We start from the raw sequence: 23,961 nt of genomic DNA, 5'->3' as shown, positions 1-23,961 counted from the left end.
CGGGACTCGTTAGGTTGTACCCATCCGACCTTTGATCGCAGCGTTGTCGGTGCGGGGCAGCAAAAGTGCTTGGCACCGCTGGCAAGTCCAACCTTCAGCCTTCAGCTTCCAGCGGCTTTGAAGCCATGAACCTCTCTGCGCCATTTATCGCGCGCCCGGTCGCGACCATGCTGCTGAGCCTGGCGATCCTGCTGTTGGGAGGAGTCAGCTTCGGTCTGTTGCCGGTGTCGCCGCTGCCGAACATGGATTTTCCGGTCATCACGGTGCAGGCCAGCCTGCCAGGCGCGAGCCCGGAGATCATGGCGTCCAGCGTGGCGACGCCACTGGAACGCTCATTGGGCAGCATTGCCGGCGTCAGCCAGATGAGCAGCCGTAGCAGCCAGGGTTCGACGCGGATCATCATCCAATTTGATCTCGACCGCGACATCAACGGTGCCGCCCGAGACGTGCAGGCGGCCATCAACGCATCGCGCAATCTGTTGCCCAGCGGTATGCGAAGCATGCCGACCTACCGCAAGATCAATCCGGCCCAGGCGCCAATCATGGTGCTGTCCCTGACTTCCGAGGTATTGGACAAGGGGCAGCTTTACGACATCGGCTCGACGGTCCTGGCACAGAAGCTATCGCAGGTGCCCGGCGTCGGCGAGGTGCAGGTCGGTGGAAGCTCGTTGCCCGCCGTGCGCGTGGAACTGCAGCCGCAACAACTCGAGCAATACGGTGTTTCGCTCGATGAGGTGCGCCAAACCATCGCCTCGGCCAACGTACGCCGCCCCAAAGGTATGGTCGAAGACGATCATCGCCACTGGCAAGTGCAAGCCAACGATCAACTGCACGAAGCTGCGGATTACCTGCCGCTGATCATTCGCTATCAGGATGGCGCGGCGCTGCGTCTGAGCGACGTCGCCAAGGTGCGGGACGGCGTCGAGGATCGCTACAACGATGGTTTTTTCAATAACGAACGTGCCGTGTTGCTGATCATAAACCGCCAGGCGGGCGCCAACATCATCGAAACCATCGAGGGCATTCGCAACGAGCTGCCTGCTCTCCAGGCGATTATGCCCGGCAGCGTCAATATGGCGGTGGCGATGGACCGCTCGCCCGTCATTCGCGCAACGCTGCACGAGGCCGAACGGACCTTGCTAATTGCGGTGGGCCTGGTCATCGTTCTGGTGTTTCTGTTCCTTGGCAAATTGCGGACCGCTTTGATCCCGGCGCTGGCGGTGCCGGTATCTCTGGTTGGCACCTTTGCCGTGATGTATCTGTTCGGCTTCTCACTCAACGTCCTGTCGCTGATGGCCTTGATCCTGGCTGCGGGGCTGGTGGTGGACGACGCCATCGTGGTGTTGGAGAACATTGCGCGGCACATCGATGACGGCGTACCGCCGATGCGCGCAGCTTACATCGGCACCCGCGAGGTCGGCTTTACCCTGCTGTCGATGAACCTGTCGCTGGTCGTGGTGTTCGTCTCGATCCTATTCATGGGCGGTATCGTCGAACGGCTGTTCCGGGAGTTTTCCATCACCCTGGCGGCTGCCATCCTTGTCTCGCTGCTGGTGTCGCTGACCTTGACGCCGATGCTGTGCGCGCGCTGGCTCAAGCCTCACCAGCCCGAGCACGATGGCCGCCTGCATCGCTGGAGTCACGACGCCCATCAATGGCTGTTGCGCCATTACGACCGGTCCTTGGGGTGGGCGCTGCGCCATCATCGCATCACGTTATTCACGCTGCTGGCGACGATCGGGCTCAACGTTTTTCTCTATATCGAGGTGCCGAAAACTTTCCTCCCGCAACAGGACACCGGCCAACTGACCGGTTTCATTCGCGGTGACGATGGGCTGTCGTTCCAGGTCATGCAGCCAAAGATGGAAACCTATCGCAAGGCGGTGCTGGCCGATCCGGCAGTAGAAAGTGTGGCGGGCTTCATCGGCGGCAGCGGCGGCATCAACAATGCCTTTATGATCGTCCGGCTAAAGCCGTTAGATGAGCGCAAGATTTCCGCGCAGAAGGTGATCGAGCGTATTCGCAAGAACCAGCCGAAGGTCCCCGGCGGGCGCATGTTCCTCATGGCCGATCAGGATTTGCAGTTCGGTGGCGGCCGGCAGAGCAGCTCGGCCTACTCCTACAACCTGCTGGCCAGCGACCTGGCCGACCTGCGTACCTGGGTACCGCAGGTGACCCGAGCGCTGATGGCCTTGCCGGAGCTCACCAGTATCGATGCCAACGAAGGCGAGGGCGCACAACAGATAAGCCTCAAGATCGATCGCGACGCGGCCAAGCGACTCGGTATCGACATGAGCACGGTAACGACCTTGCTCAATAACGCCTTCAGCCAGCGGCAGATCTCCACCATCTACGAGTCGCTCAATCAGTATCAGGTAGTGATGGAGATCGACCCGAGCTACGCCCAACATCCCGAAGTGTTGGAGCAGATCCAGATAATTACCAGCGATGGCCGTCGCGTGCCGTTGGCCGCCTTTGCCCGCTACGAGCGAAGCCTGGAGGAGGACCGGGTCAGCCATGATGGACAGTTCGCCGCTGAAAACATCGATTTCGACCTGGCGCCCGATGTCAGCCTCGATCAGGCGACCCGGGCCATCGAACGGGCGGTCGCCGCCATTGGCATGCCCAGCGAAGTGCAGGGGCGGCTGGGTGGTACCGGAGACATCTTCAAATCCACCCAGGAAGGCCAGCCGCTGATGATCCTCGGTGCCTTGCTGCTGGTGTACATCGTGCTTGGGGTCCTCTACGAAAGTTACATTCATCCGCTGACAATCTTGTCGACGTTGCCTTCGGCCGGTGTTGGGGCTCTTCTGGTGATCATCCTGACACGTGAGGAATTCAGCCTGATTTCCCTGCTGGGTCTGTTCCTGCTGATCGGTGTGGTGAAGAAGAACGCGATTCTGATGATCGATCTCGCGCTGCAGTTCGAACGTAACGACGGCCTGTCGCCGGCTGAGTCGATCCGCCGGGCCTGCCTGTTGCGCTTCCGCCCGATTCTGATGACCACCATGGCCGCCATCCTTGGCGCGTTACCGTTGCTGATGGGCGGTGCCGAGGGTGCCGAGATGCGCAAACCGTTGGGCTTGACCATTATCGGCGGCCTGATCCTCAGTCAGATTCTCACGCTCTACACCACGCCGGTGGTCTATCTGTACCTGGACCGCGCGCGTCATCGTTTCAATCGCTGGCGCGGTGTTCGCACCGACGCCGCCCTGGAAAATCCGTTATGAGTCCGTTGTCCCTGAAACACACCTTCCGCCCGCTGGCCCTTGTGGTTCTGGTGCTCTCCGTAGCCGCCTGCACCTTGGGCCCGGACTATCAGCGGCCCGAGTTGCCCATGGCTGCAGAATTCAAGCAGGCCGAAGGTTGGAAGGTCGCCAATCCGGCAGATGTGCTGGAGCGCGGTAGTTGGTGGCGGCTATACGGAGATGCGAAGTTGGATGCTTTGGTTTGTCGGCTGAACCTGTCGAACCAGAATCTGGCGGCGGCAGAAGCACAGTATCGCCAGGCGCGGGCGCTGGTTCGGGGAGCACGCTCGCAATTGTTTCCGACGGTGGGTGGCAGTGCCGGCGCGACGCGCGCTGCGCAGAACGGTTCGACCAGCGCAGTACAAGGCGGCAGCGCCAGTGGTATCAGCGAGAGCTACAGTGTTGGCCTCGATGCTTCCTGGGAGCTGGATGTGTGGGGCCGTCTGCGGCGCAACCTGGAAGCCAATCGCGCCAGCATGCAGGCGAGCGCGGCAGATCTGGCAGCGGTTCGCTTGAGCCTGCAATCCGAATTGGTCCAGACCTATTTGCAGTTGCGCGTGATGGACGAACAACAGCGATTGCTGAACCAGACGGTCGAAGCCTTCGCCCGTTCATTGCGACTGACGGAAAACCAGTACCGCGCGGGGATCGTGCCGAAGTCCGATGTAACCCAGGCATTGACGCAGTTGCGGAGCACTGAGGCTCAGGCCATTGACCTGCAGTGGCAGCGAGCGCAGATGGAACATGCGATCGCAGTACTGATCGGAGTGCCGCCAGCGGAGCTGAACGTTGCCGAACTCGACGAGATTCCGGAGCTGCCAGCGGTGCCGCTGGCGCTGCCTTCGCAATTGCTTGAGCGTCGCCCGGATATAGCGTCGGCTGAGCGTCAGGTGATCGCTGCCAATGCACAGATTGGTGTAGCCGAAGCGGCCTGGTATCCGGACCTGACGCTGAGCGCGAGCGGTGGCTACCGCAACAGCAGTTTGAGCAACCTGATCAGCTTGCCCAACCGCTTCTGGTCGCTCGGCCCACAGCTGGCGGTCACGCTGCTCGATTTTGGTGGCCGTCGTGCTGACCTCGAAGCAGCCGAGGCTAACTATGATCTGACAGTGGCCAATTACCGCCAGACGGTGCTCGACAGCTTCCGTGAGGTTGAAGACAACTTGGTACAACTGCGCGTTCTCGCGGCCGAGGCGGTGGTCCAGCGGCAAGCCCTGGAAGCGGCACAGGAATCGCTGCGCCTGGTTCAGAACCAGTACCGCGCCGGTACCGTCGACTTCCTCAGCGTTGCCACCGTGCAAACCAGTGCGCTGAACAACGAGCGTACCTATCTGACGCTGCTGGGCGATCAGCTCACCGCCAGTGTTCAATTGATCGCAGCGTTAGGCGGTGGATGGGAAGAACAGACACTGCAGACCGAACCGGTGATGCAGACCGAGCCGTGAGTAGCGCTTTGCTATTTGATTTCCCACGCCGCTATGCATGACGTGTACTGGCATGTCTGCACAGGGTGTCTAGTAACAAGAACGTGGAGAGCGGTGCGGCAACGAAGATTCCAGGAATCATCAGGAACAGGCCGTGCCCGACCAGTACCGTTATGTCTGTCCCCCATGCTGCAATCGTGAAGATTTTTCACCCCGCCCAGGCAGTTGAATCGAGTCATAGCAAGCCTGCCAAGCTGCCAGCCGGTCAACGTATAAGCGGCTGGCAGCGCGGCAAGCACGTAACGAGTTGGCCATGCGAGCATAATGCGCCGATTTGTCAGCAGCACTGGCGGCAGGCTCAGCACGATCATGAGCAATGCAATCATCATGGCTTGCGTGGCTTACGGTTCCGAGTGCAAGAAAACCGCGGCGCATGTTAGGTATGGGCCGCGGTTTATTTGGTCGGTATCAGCTCTTACTGACGCTGCTTGCGATTGACCGTTTGCGCCGCCTTGATGATATCGGCGCCGATCACCGGTTCGAATTCCTTCCAGACCGGTCGCATGGCTTCGCGCCAGGCTTCGCGTTGTTCTGGCGTCAGCTCGATGATCTCGGACGTTCCAGCTTTGCGGATACGCTCACGGTCGGCCTGGTTGGCTTCCTCCGCCGCGCGATTCACCTCGAAGGTGACCTCGTCGATGATGCCTTCCAGCTCGGTACGGACCCGATGCGGTATGCCGAACCAGAATCGCGTATTGCTCACCAGCATGTAGTCGAGTACGCCATGGTTGGATTCAGTGATGTAGGGCTGCACGGTGTGCATCTTCTTGCTGTAGATGTTCGACCAGGGGTTCTCCGCACCTTGAACGGTGCCGTTCTGCAGCGAGGCGTAGACCTCGGAAAAGGGGATCTTCTTGGTCGGCGCCTCTACCTGGGTGAATTGCGATTCCAGAACGGCTGAGGGTTGGATACGGAACGCCAGCCCCCTTGCATCGCTCGGCAGCAGTAGCGCCTTTGTCGCCGATAACTGCTTCATACCGTTGTGCCAGTAAGCCAGGCCGGTGATGTTTTCCTTTTCCATCGAGCGCAGCAGTTGGCGGCCCTTGGCCCGTTTCTGGAACCGGTTGACGGCCTCCAGATCGTCGAACAGGAAAGGCAGGTCGAACACCTGCACCTGCTTGGTGTACTTCTCGAACTTCGCTAACGACGGCGCCAGCAGCTGCACCTCGTCGTTGGCCAATGCCTCGAGTTCGTTAGCATCGCCGAACAGTGTCGAGTTGGGATAAACCTCGACGGTCACCTGGCCAGGCAGACGCTCTTCAACCAGTTTCTTGAACAGCAGGGCACCCTTACCTTTCGGGGTGTCTTCAGCGACGACGTGCGAGAACTTGATGACGATCGGCTCAGCTTCGACCGCGGTTGCGGTCAACGCCAGCACGAGGCCGGCGAGGGTGATGATCGGCTTGATCATGAAAAGGCTCTTTATTTTTGGTGGGTTGGCATCACATCCGGAAACCGAATGTTATTTGAGCTTCAACGAAGCGTTATGCCAAATAAGGCGCACCGTAAAAAGGGCTTTCTCACAGAATTCATAATTGAGGGAGCGGGAGTTGCAACAGGTCACACTTTGGCATTTAGGGTAACTGCTCTGCGAAGCAAGGCGGCGGCGCAGAGCTATTGCAGATCAACGACTGGACAGCTGCCAACCGCCGCCAAGTGCTTTGTAAACACCCACGACGCCACGATAGACCGCGACTTCGGCTTGCGCCTGCGCATCCTCCGCCGCCAGACGCTCACGTTCGGCATCCAGCAGCACCAGAAAGTCCACCGTGCCTTCGCGGTAACGGATCGCAGCTTGCTCTGCTGCCGCACGGCTGGCGCCGGACTGACGCAACAGGGCGAGCAGCCGCTCCTGCGCGCGGGCATAGTCGCTGAAGGCGTTCTCCGATTCCTCCAACGCCAGCAGGACCTGCTGCTCGTAGCTGGCCAGCGCTCCTTCGGCGTCCGCTTTTGCACCGCGCAATCTGGCGCGAACACTGCCCATGTCGAACGCTGCCCAAGTGATGCTCGGTGCGACGCCCCAAGCCTGGGCCGCACTCGAACCGATCTGCGAGCCGCGCCCGGCGATGAAGCCCAGGAAGCCACTCAGGCTTACCCGCGGAAACAGATCAGCCGTCGCTACGCCCACGTTGGCGGTCGCCGCTGCCAGTTGCCGTTCCGCCGCAAGAATGTCTGGCCGGCGACGTAACAGTTCGGTCGGGTCGCCAATCGGCAGCGCCTTGGCAATGGCCGGTAGCTCGCGCGCCGAGAGGTCAACACTCAGCTTGTCGGCGCGCTGACCAAGCAAGGTTGCGATGCGATTGGTCGCTCGGGTCTGCTGCGCCTGGAGTTGCGGCAAGCTGGCCTCGGTTGCGGCCAGCCGCGCATCGGCGCGCAGCACGTCAAGTTCGCTACCGACGCCAGCGTCGCGCAGCTGCTCGGTTAGAAGATGCGAGTTGCGCTGATTCTCAAGGTTTTCCCGGGCGATGTGTTCACGCAACTGCGCGCCGCGCAGCTGGCCGTAGGCATCGACCAGTTCGGCGATCAGGCTGACCTGTAACTGGTACAGCTCGGCTTCCGCGGCCTCGCTCTGCGCCTCGCTGGCTTCGATGCGCCGTTGCACCCGGCCGAACAGGTCCAGTTCCCAAGCCATGTCGAGCCCCAGATCGTAGCGCTCGATGTTACTGCGCTCCTCGCTGAAGCCGGGTTGCTGCGCTTCGCCGTACTCTGCAGTGGCGCCCGCTGTCACCGTAGGGAAACGGTCATTGGCGTCGTCGTCGCGAATGGCACGTGCGGCGCGTAACCGGGCAAATGCAATGCGTAGCTCGCGGTTTTCGGCCAACGCTTCACCCACCAGTGCATCGAGCGTCGGATCATCGAACTGGCGCCACCAGGCAGCCTGGAATCGTGACTGATCGAAGCCAGCCGCCGCAGCGCGCTCAATCTGTGCGGGCGCAACCTCCGGCGCGCGGTAATCCGGCCCCACGGCGCAGGCGCTCAAGGCGAGCACAGCCGCAAGCAGTAACGGAGTGGAAATGACAGCCTTCATGCGTGCGCCTCCGTCAGTACCGCTTTCTTCTCTGCGCGCCGTTCAACGTAGGCGCGTATGACCAGGTAGAACACTGGCGTCAGCAGCAGGCCGAAGAAGGTCACCCCGAGCATCCCGCTGAACACCGCAACGCCCATGGCGTGACGCATCTCGGCACCCGCGCCGGAGGAGAGCACCAACGGCACCACACCCATGATGAAGGCGAAGCTGGTCATTAGGATCGGGCGCAGCCGCAGGCGGCAGGCCTCGAGTACAGCGGATAGACGGTCCATGCCTTCTTCCTGTTTGTCCTTGGCGAACTCGACGATAAGGATCGCGTTCTTGCACGCCAGGCCAACCAGCACGATCAGGCCGATCTGGGTAAACACGTTGTTGTCGCCGCCAGAGAGGATCACCCCGGTGATGGCCGAGAGCAGCGTCATTGGGACGATTAGAATCACCGCCAGCGGCAGGCTCCAGCTTTCGTACTGCGCCGCCAATACCAGGAAAGCCAGCAGCACGCAGAGCGGGAAGACGAACATCGCGGTGTTCCCAGCCAGGATCTGCTGATAGGTCAGCTCGGTCCATTCGAAGCTCATGCCGTTCGGCAGCTCGGCTTGCAGCAGCCGTTCCATGGCCGCTTCGGCTTGCCCAGAGCTGTAGCCGGGGGCGGCCGCGCCGTTGATTTCAGCGGTCAGGAAGCCGTTGTAGTGCATCACGCGATCCGGGCCGGAACTGTCACTGACCTTGACGAAGGTCGACAGCGGCACCATCTCGCCACGGTTGTTGCGCACCTTCAGCTGGCCGATCTGGTCGGGCGTCAGGCGAAACTTCTGCTCGGCCTGGACGTTGACCTGGTAGGTGCGGCCAAAGCGGTTGAAGTCGTTGGCATACAGCGAGCCGAGGTAGACCTGCATGGTGTCGAAGATCTGATCGATAGCCACGCCGTGGGTCTTGGCTTTTTCCCGGTCGATGTCGGCATCGATCTGCGGCACATTCACCTGATAACTGGTGAACAGCCCTGCCAGCTCTGGATAGTCTGCGCTCTTGGCGATGACGTTCTGCACCTGTTTGTAGAGCTCCTCATACCCGAGGTTGCCGCGGTCCTGAACCTGCACGCGGAAGCCACCAATGGTGCCCAGACCTTGTACCGGCGGTGGCGGGAAGATCGCGATGAAGGCGTCCTGGATTTGCGCGAACTGGCCGTTCAGATCAGCAGCGATGGCGTTGGCGGACAGTGAGGGATCACTGCGCTCATCGAAGGGCTTGAGTGGGGTGAAGACGATGCCGCTGTTCGGGCTGTTGGTGAAGCCATTGATCGACAGGCCCGGAAAGGCCACGGTGTTCTCGACACCGGGATGCTCGGCTGCGATTTGCGACATGCGCTTGATGACATCCTCGGTGCGATCCAGCGTGGCCGCATCTGGCAGTTGCGCGAAGGCCACCAGATACTGCTTGTCCTGCGGCGGCACGAAGCCGGTCGGTGTGCTGGCGAAGCCCATATAGCCCAGCCCTACTAGCCCGAGATACACCACCAGAGCGATGCCGCTGCCCCGCAGGATGCGTTTAACCGCACCGACGTAGCCGTGACTGGCACGCTCGAACACGCGGTTGAACGGTGCAAACAGCCAGCCCCCAAACAGCTTGTCCAACAGACGCGAGAAGCCGTCTTTAGGCGCGTCATGGCTGCGCAGCAACGCGGCCGCCAAGGCTGGGGACAGGGTCAGGGAGTTGAAGGCGGAAATGACCGTCGAAATAGCAATGGTCAACGCGAACTGCTGGTAGAACTGCCCGGTAAGGCCGGAAATGAACGCGGTCGGGATGAACACAGCGCACAGCACCAGTGCCGTCGCGATGATCGGCCCGGTCACTTCCTTCATCGCCTGCTTGGTGGCTTCGACCGGGGACTTGCCGAGGCCAATATTCCGCTCGACGTTCTCCACCACGACGATGGCGTCATCCACCACGATGCCAATCGCCAACACCAGGCCAAACAGCGACAGGGCGTTGAGCGAGAAGCCCAGCATGTGCATCACCGCGAATGTGCCGATCAGCGACACCGGCACGGCGGCCAGCGGGATGATCGAGGCGCGCCAGGTCTGCAGGAACAGGATGACCACCAGCACCACAAGCACGATGGCCTCGAGCAGGGTATGCACCACTGCCTCGATGGAGCCGCGCACGAAGATGGTCGGGTCGTAGACGATTTCGTAGTCCACGCCTTCTGGGAAATCCTTCTTCAGCTCGGCCATGCGCGCCCGCACCGAGTCGGAGATTTCAATCGCGTTCGAGCCAGGGCGCTGAAAGACGGGAATGGCGACGGCCGGTTGGTTGTTGAGCAAGGAGCGCAGCGCGTACTGGCTGGAACCCAGTTCGATACGCGCGATGTCCCGCAGGCGGGTGATCGAGCCGTCTTCGCCGGCGCGGATGATGATGTTCTCGAACTCCTCCTCGCTAACCAGTCGGCCTTGGGTATTGATCGATAACTGGAAGTCCGTCGCGCCCGGTGCGGGTGGTGCACCCAGCGAACCCGCTGCAACCTGACGGTTCTGCTCGCGGATCGCGTTAACCACGTCGGTTGCGGTGAGGTTGCGTGAGGCCACCTTGTTTGGATCGAGCCAGACGCGAAGCGAGTAATCGCCCATGCCGAACAGCTGCACATCACCAATCCCGTCCAGCCGTGCCAGCTCGTCCTTGACGTTGAGCGCCGCATAGTTGGACAGATAAAGCATGTCGTAGCGTTCGTCCGGAGATGTCAGGTGCACCACCATCGTCAGGTCCGGCGAGGCCTTGTCCACCGTAACGCCGAGGCGCTGCACTTCGGTCGGCAACGTCGGCTGGGTGCGCGTGACGCGGTTCTGCACCTGCACCTGGGCGTTGTCCAGGTCGGTTCCCAGCGCAAACGTAATGGTCAGGGTCAGCTTGCCATCGGCGGTCGCCTGGGAGGACATGTAGAGCATGCCCTCGACGCCGGTGATGGCCTGTTCCAGCGGGGACGCGACGGTTTCGCCGATCACTTTGGGGTTGGCGCCCGGGAAGCTGGCGCGGACCACGACCGTCGGCGGCACCACCTCGGGATATTCGCTGATCGGTAGCTGGAACAGCGATATGGCGCCACCGATCAGGATGATCAGCGACAGCACCGCGGCGAAGATCGGCCGCTGGATGAAGAACTGGGAGAAATTCATGACGCACTCCGGGGGAGAGGGTGCGCATGACGCACCCTGGCGGAATCAATTTTGTTTTGAGTTGGCGCCTCGGCGCCGGTCAGCGGATCGTGTCTATCGTCAACTGCTTGGCCCGCGCGCCAGGGTGCGCTCGACTACCTGCGGATTCATCGCGGCGGAGATTGCACGGTTCTGTTCTTTCAGCGCGGCGAGGGTGTCAGCGTCGGCCATTGGCACATTCTGTGGCTGCACGGCGTTGCCCGGACGAACGCGCTGCAGGCCGTTGACCACGATGGTTTCACCTTCCTTCAGCCCGCCACGCACGATGCGCAGACCCTCGAGCTTCGGACCGAGCTCGATGGAGCGGTAATTGACGGTGTCATCATCCCCGACGACCAGAACAAACTTCTTGCCCAGATCGGTTCCGACCGCGACATCCTTGATCAGAACGGCGTCGTAGCTGGCGCTGCCGACCAGCTTCAAACGGGCATACAGACCGGGCGTGAAGCTGCCGTCGCGGTTGTCGAACACCGCACGCCCGCGAATGGTGCCGGTGCGCGGGTCGACCTGGTTGTCGATGAAGTCCATGTGCCCCAGATGAGGGTGTCCTTCCTCGCTGGAGAGCCCGAGGTACACCGGGGTCTCCTCGCCACGCTCACCGTCACGGGCGAGTTCGCGGTACTTCAGGTAGGTGCGTTCGTCCGCCTCGAAGTAGGCATAGACCTTGTCGGTCGAGACCAGCGTCGTCAGCAAGGCGTCGCCAGCATTGACCAGGTTGCCCGCAGTGATCAGCGCACGGCCAACGCGGCCATCGATGGGGGCCGTGACGCGGGTGAAACCAAGATCCAGCTTCGCCGCGTCGAGCTGAGCCTGGATCGCAGCGACGGCGGACTTCGCTTCGCTGGCGGCGCTGGTTCGCGCATCAGCCAGTTCGGCGGAAATGGCATTGTTGGCACGCAGGCGCTCACCGCGCTCGGCCTCGCTTGCGGTCCGGCGCTCAGTGGCGCGGGCTTGTTGTAGCTCAGCCTGCAAGCGTTTGACCTGGGCTTCGAACGGGCGCGGGTCGATCTGGAACAGCAGATCGCCTTTCTTCACCAGCGAGCCTTCTTCGAACGCGACCTTGTCGATGAAGCCCGACACGCGTGGACGAATATCGACCGACTCAGGCGCTTCCAGGCGGCCGGTAAGTTCGTCCCATTCGGTCACCTGCTGTTCGATGACCTCGGCGACGCTGACGGCGGGTGCCGGCATGGCCGCTTCGGTGGCTTCAGGTGCTTTACCGCATGCGCCTACAAGGGCGGCAGCAACCGCAACCAATGGGTAACGCAAGGCTTTGAGTGAACGATCCATGCTTGACTCCGCAACTCGGGTTTTTGTCGATGGCGGGAGTGTGGGGGCGATGGACGTCCCGGTAGAAATCGAACGGGGCGAATGTAAATATCATTCGCGCTGATGTTGCAGGGTGTTTCATCGATGTTGAGTATGGGATTGCAGGGGCATTGGTGCCCAATCGACTGAGGTGGTTTCGGCCGGGCTGGTGGGCTGGAGCCCACCCTACGACGGGGATGTGCAGGGGCTGATATTAGGCTGGCTTCAGCCCACCAGCTGCGGGTCGAAAGCAGGGCTCAGGTAGGGTGGGCTTCAGCCCACCACGGCAAGCGCTTTGCTTAAGAGAAAAACGGTGGTTCAGAGACTGTCTGGATCGCCTACGAACATCTGAATGCGCGAGCGCAGCCAGCGCTCCGCTGGATCATTGTCCTGAGCGCCGCGCCAGGCCATGGACAACTCGAAGTCCTGGCTGGTCTCGAACGGCAGCGGCTCGGCACGTACGCCACCGTTAGCAGCGAGCGCCGCCGCGGCATAGTCGGGCATCGTCGCGACCAGGTCGGTTCCGGCCAACAGACTGGCCAGGCCGTTGAACTGCGGTACCGCCAGCACGACCTTGCGCTTGCAGCCGTGCAATGCCAGTTCGTCATCGATATAACCGTTCAGGTCGCCAGCAAAGGAAACCATGGCATGTGGGCGCGAGCAGTAGTCTTCCATCGTCAAACGGCCGGGGATGCTGTCTGCGCGCAGCAACATCGGTTTCGGCCGGCGCAATACCTTGCGCTTGGCGTTGGCCGGGAGCTCCTGGGTGTAGCAAACACCGACCGAGATTTCGCCAGAGGCAAGCAGTCCGGGCATCAGCAGATAGTTGGCCCGCCGAACCACCAGTACCACGCCGGGCGCCTCGGCGCGGACACGCCGGAGCAACTGCGGCAGCAGGGCGAACTCGACCTCATCGGTCAGGCCGATGCGAAACACCAGCTCGCTGGTGGCGGGATCGAACGTGGAGGCGCGGCTGACAGCGGTGGAGATCGAATCCAGAGCGGGCGACAGCAGACCAGCGATTTCCTGAGCGCGTGCGGTCGGCTCCATGCTGCGACCTGTACGGACGAACAACGGGTCGTCGAATAGCGTGCGCAGGCGCGCCAGTGCTGCGCTGATCGCCGGCTGGCCGAGAAAGAGTTTCTCCGCGGCACGGGTCACGCTGCGCTCATGCATCAGCGTTTCGAAAACGATGAGCAGGTTCAGGTCCACGCGGCGAAGGTCGTTGCGATTCATGCCTTTCACTTCAAGCTGTGGTCAGACACCAGAGGCAACTGACCAAATGAGGGTTGCGTCTGCATTCTAGACAGATCGGAGTGACGTCGGCATGTCTATTCCCGCTTTGCAATGACACAAACCTGCAGCGATGGGAGCAGCCTTACATTCAGCACATCATCATTGGCATGCATGGCGACTATCGAGCGGAATGCAGGGATCGCTGCTGGAGTTGTGCCGATGGTGCGGATAAAGTCACATATACAGTAGTAACCGAGGGGTCTTTGTCATGTCCCGCATCATCCGTTTCCACCAGTTCGGCGCCGCGAATGTGCTGCGTTACGAACAGCGAGAGGTACCTCAGCCAGGTCCTGGCGAGGTGCTGATCGACGTCAGTGCGATCGGCGTCAGCTGGAATGACGTGCTCTGGCGGCAGGACCTTGCGCCGCGTCACGCGAAGCTCCCGGCCGGGCTCGGCAGCGAGATCGCTGGCGAAGTGATTGCAGTGGGCGAGAACGTGGATGGCTTCGCGATCGGTGATCGTGTGGCCAGTTTTCCGGCACATGACCTCAATCAGTACCCGCTCTACGGCGAGCGGGTTCTGCTGCCTCAGGGTTCTCTGGTCCACCATCCCGATAGTCTTAGCGCCGCCGAGGCCAGCGTCCATTACACACCGGCACTGGTCTCCTACTTTGCGCTGGTCGAACTGGCTCAGCTGGAGCCCGGACAATACGTGCTGGTTACCCAGGCGCGACATTGCACAGGGCCTTCTGCCGTGCAGCTGGCCAAAGCACTCGGCGGGCGGGTGATCGCAACCTGCGAGACGGCTGAGGATCGTGATTTCCTGCGTAAGTTGGGCGCCGAGACGGTCATCGTTACCGAAGAAGAAGATCTGGTCGGGCGGCTGCAAAAGATCACGGGCGGGGCAGGCGTCGAAGTCGTGCTCGACGGTTGCGGCGGCTCGCAGATGAAGCTGCTCGGGGATGTGATTGCCCCGCGCGGCAAGCTGATTCTTTACGGGCTCAACGGTGGCAACGAGACGGCATTTCCTGCCTGCGCGGCGTTCAAGAAGAACTTCAAGTTCTTCCTGCATTGCCTTTGTGATTTCACCGGCCAGCCCGAGCTGGGCATCGAGCAGAACCGTGAGGCGGTCCAGAATGCCTTGTTGCACATCAACCAGCTCACGGCCGACCGTCTGATTACGCCGCAGGTTGACAAGGTATTCGGCTTCGACGAGGTCGTGGCAGCCCATGACTACGTCGAGAGTGGCGTCCCGCGCGGTCGGGTCGTACTTCGCGTTGACTGATTCTTCAGGGCCTCTGCGCAGGGGCCTCTCATCGCTTCACAGAAACTTTTCCCGCCAGCGCCAAGTCCTCCGAATACAGGTATTGATCCCTTGACGGAGGATTTGGCATGTCCGACGAAAACCAGACACTCCCCCCGCAGCAACAGGCTGAACCGGGTAAAGAAAGTGAGATGACCCCAAGGCCCGAGTACCGTGGCGAGGACTACAAAGCGGCTGGCAAGCTAGAGGGGAAGGTCGCAATCATCACTGGCGGTGACAGCGGCATCGGCCGCTCGGTAGCGGTGCTGTTTGCGCGTGAAGGCGCCGATGTGGCGATTCTCTATCTGGATCAGCACCAGGACGCCGAGGAAACCAAGCGAGCAGTCGAACAACAGGGCCGCAAGTGCCTGACCTTCGCTGGCGACGTGGCAGACCGCGATGTGTGCCGCAAGGTGATCGACGAGACGCTGAGCGCGTTCGGCAAGCTCGACATTCTGGTCAACAACGCCGCCGAGCAGCATCCGCAGGAAAAGCTCGAAGATATCAGCGAAGAACAGTGGGAAAAAACCTTCCGCACCAACATCTTCGGCATGTTCCAGATGACGAAGGCCGCGCTGCCGCATCTGAAACAAGGCGCCTCGATCATCAATACCACCTCGGTCACCGCCTACAAGGGCAGCCCGCAGTTGCTCGACTACTCGGCCACCAAAGGCGCCATCACGGCGTTCACCCGTTCGCTATCAATGAACGTCGCCGACCGCGGCATCCGCGTGAACGGAGTCGCTCCCGGCCCGATCTGGACGCCGTTGATTCCGTCGACCTTCGATGCGGACAAGGTCGAGAAATTCGGCGTCAATGTACCCATGGAGCGTCCCGGTCAGCCCGATGAAGTGGCGCCGGCATACGTGTATCTGGCCAGCAGCGACTCGTCTTATGTCAGCGGCCAGGTAATGCACGTGAACGGTGGCACCGTGGTCAACGGCTGACCGAACCACTGTCGACAGGAGGGAAGGCAATGCCTCGTACGATTTGGAAAGGCGCCGTCAGTTTCGGTCTGGTTCACATCCCCGTCGCGCTGGTGCCTGCTACCACGCGATCGGGCATTGATTTTGACTGGTTGGACAAACGCAGCATGGACCGGGTGGGCTACAAGCGCATCAACAAGACCACGGGCGAAGACATCGACAGCGAGAACATCGTCAAGGGCGTCGAGTACGAAAAGGGCAATTACGTCGTCATCAGCGACGACGAGATCAAGGCGGCGCATCCGGAAGCCACGCAGACGGTGGATATCGTCGCCTTTGTCGATGCCAAGGACATTTCCTTCCTGTACATCGCGACGCCGTACTACCTCACCCCGGATCGCCGGGGTGAAAAAGTCTATGCGCTGCTGCGCGAAACCCTCATCCAGACCGGCAAAGTCGGCATCGCCAACGTGGTGCTGCGCAACAAGCAGCATCTGGCGGTGGTGATGCCGCTGGGCAAGGCGCTGGTGATGAACACCCTGCGCTGGGCCGATGAGGTGCGTGGCGTGGAATACCTGGAGATGAAGGACGAAGCGCTTAACGCAGACCTCAATCCCAAGGAACTCGACATGGCCAAGCGCTTGGTCGAGGACATGAGCGAAGAGTGGAATCCCGACCAGTACAAGGACACTTTCCAGGACCAGATCATGGATCTGGTAGAGACCAAGGCCCGCGAAGGCAAGATCGAGGCGGTCGGTGGACCGGACGAAGCAGTGGATCGGCGCAGCGCCGATGTCATCGACCTGACCGAACTGCTCAAGCGCAGCCTGGCCGGCAAGTCGTCAGCGAAGAAAACTGCGCCACCTGAAGACGTCGACGATGAAGATGACAGCGAAAAGGCCAAAGCTCCCGCCAAACGAACTACGAGCAAAGCCGCGGCGAGCAAATCCAAGGCGCCTGCCAAGTCCGCAGCCAGTAAGACCTCAACCAGCAAAACCTCGACGGCTCGCAAGAGCACGACCAGCAAGCCCGCCGCAAGCAGATCCAGCAACAAGAAAGCCAGCTGACTCATACAGGAGCGCGCATGGCTGAAAAAACGAGCAAGAGCCGCCCCGACGTGGGCGGCATCGGCATCAGCAACCCGCAGCGTGTCATCGACCAGCGCAGTGGAGCGACCAAACTACAGCTGGCCCAGTACTACCTGGCGGTCGGCGACTGGCTGATGCCGCATCTGACCCAACGGCCGCTTTCTATCGTCAGGGCGCCGGATGGGGTCGATGGCGACAGTTTTTTTCAGCGCCACTGCGGGCGGCTGAAGATGCCGCACATGCGCGTGCTGGACAAATCACTCGATCCCGAACACGCCCGCCTGATCCAGGCCGACAGCATCACCGCGGTGGTCGAAGCGGCGCAGATGGGCACCGTCGAGTTCCACACCTGGAATGCCCGCAGCGACCGGATCGACCGCCCGGACCGCATCGTTTTCGATCTGGACCCTGACCCCGAACTGCCCTGGTCGAGCATGATCGACGCGACCCGGCTGACGCTGGATCTGCTGTCTGAACTGGGACTCAAGGCATTCTTGAAGACCAGCGGCGGGCGCGGCATGCATGTGGTGGTGCCGATCAGCCGCCGTCACGACTGGGAATGCGTCAACAGCTTCGCTCGCAGCGTCACGGAGCGCCTGGCCGCGCAGTCACCCGATCAGATCGTGGCGAAGATGGGGCCAAAAAATCGCGTCGGCAAAATATTCGTCGATTACCTGCGCAACCAGCGCGGCGCCAGTACTGTGGCGGCGTATTCGGTTCGCGCGCGGCCCGGCCTGCCGGTCTCTGTGCCGATCAGCCTCGATGAATTGGAAAAGATCGACGGAGCAAACCAATGGACGATTCACACCCTGCAACAGAGGCTCGAGAGCGCCAAGTCTGACCCCTGGGCTGAATACGGCTCGACGCGGCAGGGGCTTTCCGCGGCACTGCTAAAAGCCGTCCGCTGCGACGCCTAGTTTTTTATATCCATCTTTTAAATAGGGATTTACCGGCTACGCTTGAAGCTGATGCAGCAAAGAAGCTCAGAAGCCGTCTATCACCGGACTTGAACCTTGGCGCAGCGGTGCCAGTCGACTCACCGATGAGCAGACATAACAAGTAACAGGGAGATACCGATGACCGTGCGAGTATCCCGGCGACAGTTCCTGAAGTTTGGTGCGGCTGGTGTGGGCGCATCGAGCATGGCGATGATGGGATTTGCGCCTGATGAAGCCGTCGCGTCGATTCGTCACTTCAAGCTGACCGGCGCAAAAATGACCCGCAATATCTGCACCTACTGCTCGGTAGGCTGCGGCATGTTGCTCTACTCCCGTGGTGATGGCGCGATCAATGTGATCGACGAGATCTACCACGTTGAAGGTGATCCGGATCACCCGGTCAGCCGTGGTTCGCTTTGCCCGCGGGGTGCAGGCGTTCTTGACTTCATCAAAAGCGAATCGAGGGTCAAGTACCCTGAAGTCCGTGAGCCTTACACCAACGAGTGGAAGCGCATCAGCTGGGATGAGGCATTCGCACGTATCTCGCGGCACATGAAAGACGACCGCGACCGCAATTTCGAGACGCATGACGGGCAGGGACGGCTGGTTAACCGCTGGATGACCACGTCGATGGTGGCCGCTTCGGCCTGCACCAACGAGACGGCCTATCTCACGCAGAAGATCACCCGAGCACTCGGCATCCTCAAACTCGACAACCAGGCGCGCGTCTGACACGGACCAACGGTGGCAGGTCTTGCCCCAACATTTGGTCGCGGTGCCATGACGAACCACTGGACCGACATTGCCAACGCCAATGTCATTCTGTCGATGGGCGGCAATTCGGCTGAGGCGCACCCGGTGGGCTTCCGCTGGGTCATGCACGCCAAGCAGCGCAGCAATGCGATTCTGATCTCGATCGATCCGCGCTTTAACCGCACCACGGCGGTGGCCGACTACCACGCCTGGCTCCGTACCGGGACGGATATCGTGTTCCTCGGTGGTTTCATCAACTACCTGATCGAAACCGAGCGCTATGCCCATGAGTACGTGCGCGAGTACACCGATGCGAGCCTGATCGTCGCCGAGGGATTCGGTTTCGAAGAAGGGTTGTTCACCGGTTATAACCCGGCTGATCGAACCTACGACCGGGAAACCTGGAATTTCGAGCTGGACGAAAACGGCTTCGCGCGTACCGACCCAACGCTGCAGCATCCACGCTGTGTCCTGCAGCTGATGCGTCAGCATTACAGCCGCTACAACGTCGATCAGGTGGAAAACATCTGCGGCATGCCCAAGGAAAAGGTGCTGGAACTCTGGGACTTGATGGCCACCACTTCGGCGCCGGACAAGACCATGACGATCCTCTACGCGCTGGGCTGGACACAGCACACCATCGGCTCGCAGATCATCCGTTGCGGCGCCATGGTGCAGTTGCTGCTGGGCAACATGGGCATGCCGGGCGGCGGGGTGAACGCGCTGCGCGGGCATTCCAACATTCAGGGGCTTACAGACATCGGATTGCTGTCGAACCTGCTGCCGGGCTACATGAATCTGCCGTCGGTAAACCTGCAAAGCTACGACGACTATCTGAAGAGCCGCGTCAAGCTGCCGCTGCTCGAAGACGAGGTCTCCTACTGGAAATTCTACGAGCGCTTCTTCGTCAGCCTGATGAAGGACTGGTATGGCGACGTGGCCACCCAAGAGAACAACTGGTGCTACGACTGGCTGCCCAAGCTCTCCGAGCCGATCTATGACGTGCTGTATGCCATCAACGACATGACGCTTGGCAAGATGACCGGCGCATTCTGTCAGGGCTTCAACATCCTGGCGGCCTTCCCGAACAAAGCCAAGGTCATGGATGGCCTCTCCAAGCTGAAATTCCTGGTGATCATGGATCCGCTCACCGTGGAAACCGGCGAGTTCTGGAAAAACTTCGGCGAATATCACGATGTCGACCCGTCGCAGATCGCCACCGAGGTTTTCCGCCTGCCGACCACCTGCTTCGCGGAAGACGACGGCTCCATCACCAACAGTGCGCGCTGGCTGCAATGGCACGAGCGCGCCGTGCCTGGCCCAGGCGAAGCCATGACCGATACCGAGATTCTGGGTGAGGTCATGTTGCGACTGAAGCACATGTATCAGGAGGAGGGCGGTGCCTTCCCGGACCCGATTCTGAATCTGAGCTGGAACTACAAGGTGCCGGCGTTCCCCAAGGCCTCTGAACTGGCCATGGAATACAACGGCAGGGCGTTGGCGGATATCACCGATGACAGCGGCAAGGTCATCCGGCGCAAAGGCGAGCAGCTGCAGGACTTCAGTGAACTGCGGGCTGACGGCTCGACCGCCTGCGGTTGCTGGATCTACTCCGGCGCCTGGACCGAACAGGGCAACATGATGGCCCGCCGCGACAACTCGGACCCCTACAACACGGGCAATACCCTGGGCTGGGCCTGGGCCTGGCCGATGAATCGGCGGCTGCTCTACAACCGCGCTTCGGCGCGCCCCGACGGTACGCCCTGGGCGCCGAACAAGGCGTTCATCTGGTGGAACGGCGAGCGCTGGACAGGCGCGGATGTCCCCGACTTCCCGGTGACGTCACCGCCCTCACAAGGGGTGGGTCCCTTCATCGTCACCCAGACTGGCCGTGGCCATTTCTTCGCCTGCGAGTGGTTGAACGAAGGACCGTTTCCCGAACATTACGAACCCATGGAGACGCCGATCGACCGCAACCCTTTGAGCCCGAACAATCCTTTGGCGCTGCATAACCCCATCGCCCGAGTGTTCGAGCAGGACCGCGACTCGTTCGGTTCGAACACCGAGTTCCCCTATGCAGCGACGACCTATCGACTGACCGAGCATTTCCACTACTGGACCACCCATGCGCGGCTCAACGCCATCGCCCAGCCGGAGAAGTTCATCGAGATCAGTGAAGTGCTTGCTGGCGAGCTGGGCATTGCGGCCGGCGATCGGGTCAAGGTCAGTTCCAAGCGCGGCTATATCACGGCCGTGGCGGTGGTTACCAAACGGCTGGTGCCGCTGGAGATCGACGGCCGCACCGTGCATCAGATCGGCATTCCGATTCACTGGGGTTTCAAGGGTGTGGCCAAGAAGGCGCACCTGACCAATACCCTGACGCCGTTCGTGGGCGACGGTAATACCCAGACGCCGGAGTTCAAGTCGTTTCTGGTGAACGTGGAAAAAGTCGGAGGGCTCGTCTGATGCGAGGCGACCAGATCAATCTGCAGAACATAATCGCCCGCTCGGCGACGACCACGCCTTCACCTCAGGTACGCCATGGCGGCGTGGAGAAGGTCACCAAACTGATCGACGTGTCAGTCTGCATTGGCTGCAAGGCCTGTCAGGTGGCCTGTTCGGAGTGGAACGACCTACGCGACGAAGTGGGCGAATGCGATGGGACTTACAACAATCCCCAGGATCTGACCGCCGAGTCTTTCGAGGTCATGCGCTTCTCTGAATACGAGGACGAGCAGGGCAACCTCGAGTGGCTGATTCGCAAGGACAACTGCATGCACTGCGCCGAGCCGGGCTGCCTCAAGGCATGCCCGTCGCCTGGCGCCATCGTGCAGTACGCCAACGGCATCGTCGATTTCAACTCCGAGCACTGCATTGGCTGCGGCTATTGCATAGCGGGGTGCCCATTCGACATTCCGCGCATCTCGAAAAAGGACAATAAGGCCTACAAATGCACCCTGTGCTCCGACCGGGTCTACAACGGGCTGGAGCCTGCTTGCGTCAAGAGCTGCCCAACCTCGGCCATCATGTTCGGCACCAAGGAGGACATGCTCGACTACGGTGCTCACCGGGTTGCGGATCTGCAGGGGCGTGGTTACGAGAACGCCGGGATCTACGATCCGCCCGGCGTTGGCGGCACACACGTGGTCTACGTGCTGCAGCACAACGACAAACCCGAGATCTACAGCGGCCTCCCGCGTGACCCGCACATCGCGCCAACGGTCGAGCTGTGGAAGGGGGTGACCAAGCCAATCATGTCGGTGGCGCTGGGCATGTCGGTCTTGGCAGGCTTTTTCCATTACGTGATGAAAGGGCCCAAGGAAGAACCGGAGGATGATCCCGATCCAGCGCTGGCCGCCGATGACCGGGAACTGAATCGTCGCGGGGAGGACCGGCTATGAGCCATTCCAACGTCAAGCACGGCATCCTGCGTTACGGCTGGTGGACCCGGGTCAATCACTGGCTCATCGCGATCAGCTTCGTGCTGCTCGTGCTGAGCGGGTTGGCGTTGTTCTACCCGTTCTTCTTCGGCCTCACCGCGCTGTTCGGCGGGCCGGAGCCGACGCGCATCGTGCACCCGTACATCGGTGTGTTCATGTCGCTGTTCTTTGTCATCCAGGCGGTGCGCTTTTTTGGCGACAACCTGATTCGTCGCCATGACGTGCAGTGGATGAAGCAGATCCGCGACGTGCTGGCCAACCGCGACGAGCGGTTGCCGCCGGTGGGCAAGAACAACGCCGGGCAGAAGCTGGTGTATTGGATCTTTCTCGCCACCGTGCCGGTGCTGTTGGTGACCGGCATTGTGCTCTGGCGGCCATGGATTGCTGACGGCATGCCGATCTGGGCGCTGCGCTGGGCCGTGACCATTCATGCCTACACGGCCTTCATCGCGATCATCACGCTGGTGATCCACATTTACTCGGCGATCTGGGTGAAGGGCTCGGTACGTGCGATGACCCAGGGTCGTGTGAGCCATGCCTGGGCGCGGCATCACCACGGTCTCTGGTATGACGAGGTGCGCCGCAAGGGTGGTCATGACGATCCGAGCGATCTGTCGCCCAACCGTGACGTACCGTCGAAACGAACTTAAGGAGCTGCAGTGAACCACTCTTTTGGAAGTGCGCCCTCGGGAATCATGGAGGCGCCGAATGTGGTGTTGCCGAATGCCAAGGTGTTCAGTAAACGGGGGACACGGCTGCGTGAGCTGGTCCAGCAGGTGCCGCCGCTGGATGAGTTTCTCGCCTTCATGGCGCGGTTGGTGCAAGCCCAGCATCAGGTGCTCAACGAGCGTGAGCCAGGCTGGCATCCAGCTGAGGATGCCTTCGATCAAGCGTTGAAACATGGCCTGCCGCCACTCGGTTTCCAGGCTTTGAAACGTGACGTGCCCTGGCATCAAGACCTTCTGTCGATGCTTGATGCGATGGAGCTTCACGTAGGCGAGATTCAACGACCTTTGCTCAAGAGCCTGCGGGAATCATCGCGAGAGCAGCTCGATGCGTTGGCAGACGACGTTCTTGAGGCGCGTCCTGGCGATGAAACAAGCCGACCGTTATTGCCACTGGTTGCCGCTGCCCTGCAGATCAGCTGGATGAGACTGGCGATGGCCCTGCCACGGCCGCCTGACAAACCCGTCGGCGAAGCGAAAGGGCTGTGCCCGTGCTGCGGTTCACCACCGGTCGCCAGCGTCATTCACAACGAACGCCACCGTGCGGGTGTGCGTTATCTGCATTGCTCGCTGTGCGCCACCGAATGGCATCTGGAGCGACTCAAATGCAGCGTGTGTGACAGCGGCGCCAAGCTGCTGTACCTGACGTTGGATGATGAACAAGGCAAGCCGGCGATGCCGGTTCAGGCGGAGTCGTGCAGTGAGTGTCACAGCTATCTCAAAGTCATGCTGCGTGAAGAGCACGGGCGCGCTGACCCGGTGGCAGACGACATTGCCAGCCTTGCGCTCGATATGCTGCTGGCCGAACAGGGTGAATACGGCCGTAGCGGCTACAACCCCTTGCTGATAGCGGGCGATGATTAGCCCTGCCGCGAGCTTCGGGGCCTGACCTGCAGCCGCACACCGACCCAACAAAAAGCCCAACCCCAGCAGCTTGCGGGTCGACCCAACGGAAAATTCCACGCGGATCTGACGACGATACACCGACCTGAAAGCCCACTCCGTCCCCGTGGGAGCGGTCTCGACCGCGAATGGGCCGCACACAGCTTCGCAGCCAAGGCCGCTCCCACGAAAAGCCCAACCCCGCAGCTGCACACCAATCCAACAAAAGCCCAACCCCGCAGCCGCACACCGACCCAACAAAAAGCCCAACCCCAGCAGCTTACGGGTCTACCCAACGAAAAATGCCACCCGAACCTGACGACGATGACCTGCTGAAAACCACCCCGCCCCCGTGGGAGCGGTCTCAACCGCGAATGGGCCGCACATGGTTTCGCT

General features: G+C 61.1%; 15 protein-coding genes. 10 read left to right on the top strand and 5 right to left on the bottom strand.

Annotated features, from left to right (window positions below; translation table 11 throughout):
- Positions 1 to 125: 125 nt before the first annotated feature.
- Positions 126 to 3,230, top strand: coding sequence for an efflux RND transporter permease subunit (locus BUE09_RS06805; protein WP_073300312.1), 3,105 nt, complete (start codon positions 126 to 128; stop codon positions 3,228 to 3,230).
- The gene (locus BUE09_RS06800) at positions 3,227 to 4,693 is read left to right on the top strand and encodes an efflux transporter outer membrane subunit (protein ID WP_073299931.1); all 1,467 of its coding nucleotides are present in this window, start codon (positions 3,227 to 3,229) and stop codon (positions 4,691 to 4,693) included. The genes BUE09_RS06805 and BUE09_RS06800 overlap by 4 nt, the downstream gene beginning before the upstream one ends.
- 454 nt (positions 4,694 to 5,147) lie before the next feature.
- Here BUE09_RS06800 and BUE09_RS06795 read toward each other — a convergent pair whose 3' ends face one another.
- The 5 genes from BUE09_RS06795 to BUE09_RS06775 all read right to left on the bottom strand — a co-directional run bounded on the left by BUE09_RS06795 (position 5,148) and on the right by BUE09_RS06775 (position 13,510).
- On the bottom strand, positions 5,148 to 6,140 hold the full coding sequence (locus BUE09_RS06795) for a TRAP transporter substrate-binding protein (RefSeq protein ID WP_073300310.1): 993 nt from the start codon (positions 6,138 to 6,140) through the stop codon (positions 5,148 to 5,150).
- A gap of 216 nt (positions 6,141 to 6,356) precedes the next feature.
- A complete protein-coding gene (locus tag BUE09_RS06790) occupies positions 6,357 to 7,760 on the bottom strand; it encodes an efflux transporter outer membrane subunit (protein WP_073299930.1) in 1,404 nt (467 codons plus the stop codon).
- Positions 7,757 to 10,927, bottom strand: a complete 3,171-nt coding sequence (locus tag BUE09_RS06785) for an efflux RND transporter permease subunit (RefSeq protein ID WP_073299929.1) — start codon at positions 10,925 to 10,927, stop codon at positions 7,757 to 7,759. Before BUE09_RS06785 ends, BUE09_RS06790 begins: the two co-directional genes overlap by 4 nt.
- 99 nt (positions 10,928 to 11,026) lie before the next feature.
- Positions 11,027 to 12,256, bottom strand: coding sequence for a multidrug efflux RND transporter periplasmic adaptor subunit MexE (mexE, locus tag BUE09_RS06780; RefSeq protein ID WP_073299928.1), 1,230 nt, complete (start codon positions 12,254 to 12,256; stop codon positions 11,027 to 11,029).
- Between the two features lie 336 nt (positions 12,257 to 12,592).
- Positions 12,593 to 13,510, bottom strand: coding sequence for a LysR family transcriptional regulator (locus BUE09_RS06775; RefSeq protein WP_073299927.1), 918 nt, complete (start codon positions 13,508 to 13,510; stop codon positions 12,593 to 12,595).
- A 268-nt stretch (positions 13,511 to 13,778) separates the two neighbouring features.
- On the opposite strand from BUE09_RS06775, the gene BUE09_RS06770 reads away from it, so the two are divergent.
- From BUE09_RS06770 to fdhE, 8 genes are all read left to right on the top strand, one after another.
- A complete protein-coding gene (locus tag BUE09_RS06770) occupies positions 13,779 to 14,795 on the top strand; it encodes a zinc-dependent alcohol dehydrogenase family protein (protein WP_073299926.1) in 1,017 nt (338 codons plus the stop codon).
- Between the two features lie 107 nt (positions 14,796 to 14,902).
- Positions 14,903 to 15,760, top strand: coding sequence for an SDR family oxidoreductase (locus BUE09_RS06765; RefSeq protein WP_073299925.1), 858 nt, complete (start codon positions 14,903 to 14,905; stop codon positions 15,758 to 15,760).
- Between the two features lie 29 nt (positions 15,761 to 15,789).
- The gene (gene ku / locus BUE09_RS06760) at positions 15,790 to 16,806 is read left to right on the top strand and encodes a non-homologous end joining protein Ku (protein WP_073299924.1); all 1,017 of its coding nucleotides are present in this window, start codon (positions 15,790 to 15,792) and stop codon (positions 16,804 to 16,806) included.
- A 17-nt stretch (positions 16,807 to 16,823) separates the two neighbouring features.
- Positions 16,824 to 17,744, top strand: coding sequence for a non-homologous end-joining DNA ligase (gene ligD, locus BUE09_RS06755; RefSeq protein WP_073299923.1), 921 nt, complete (start codon positions 16,824 to 16,826; stop codon positions 17,742 to 17,744).
- 165 nt (positions 17,745 to 17,909) lie between these two features.
- Complete coding sequence (gene fdnG / locus BUE09_RS06745; RefSeq protein WP_143164643.1) at positions 17,910 to 20,984, top strand: formate dehydrogenase-N subunit alpha; 3,075 nt, start codon at positions 17,910 to 17,912, stop codon at positions 20,982 to 20,984.
- On the top strand, positions 20,984 to 21,919 hold the full coding sequence (gene fdxH, locus BUE09_RS06740) for a formate dehydrogenase subunit beta (protein WP_073299920.1): 936 nt from the start codon (positions 20,984 to 20,986) through the stop codon (positions 21,917 to 21,919). Before fdnG ends, fdxH begins: the two co-directional genes overlap by 1 nt.
- A complete protein-coding gene (locus BUE09_RS06735; RefSeq protein WP_073299919.1) occupies positions 21,916 to 22,608 on the top strand; it encodes a formate dehydrogenase subunit gamma in 693 nt (230 codons plus the stop codon). The genes fdxH and BUE09_RS06735 overlap by 4 nt, the downstream gene beginning before the upstream one ends.
- A 45-nt stretch (positions 22,609 to 22,653) precedes the next feature.
- A complete protein-coding gene (gene fdhE, locus BUE09_RS06730; RefSeq protein WP_073299918.1) occupies positions 22,654 to 23,547 on the top strand; it encodes a formate dehydrogenase accessory protein FdhE in 894 nt (297 codons plus the stop codon).
- Positions 23,548 to 23,961 lie beyond the last annotated feature (414 nt).

The organism is Stutzerimonas xanthomarina DSM 18231 (assembly GCF_900129835.1).
GTDB lineage: Bacteria > Pseudomonadota > Gammaproteobacteria > Pseudomonadales > Pseudomonadaceae > Stutzerimonas > Stutzerimonas xanthomarina.
The sequence above is the reverse complement of the archived record's forward strand: the minus strand, read 5'-3'. Positions and strand labels throughout refer to the sequence as shown.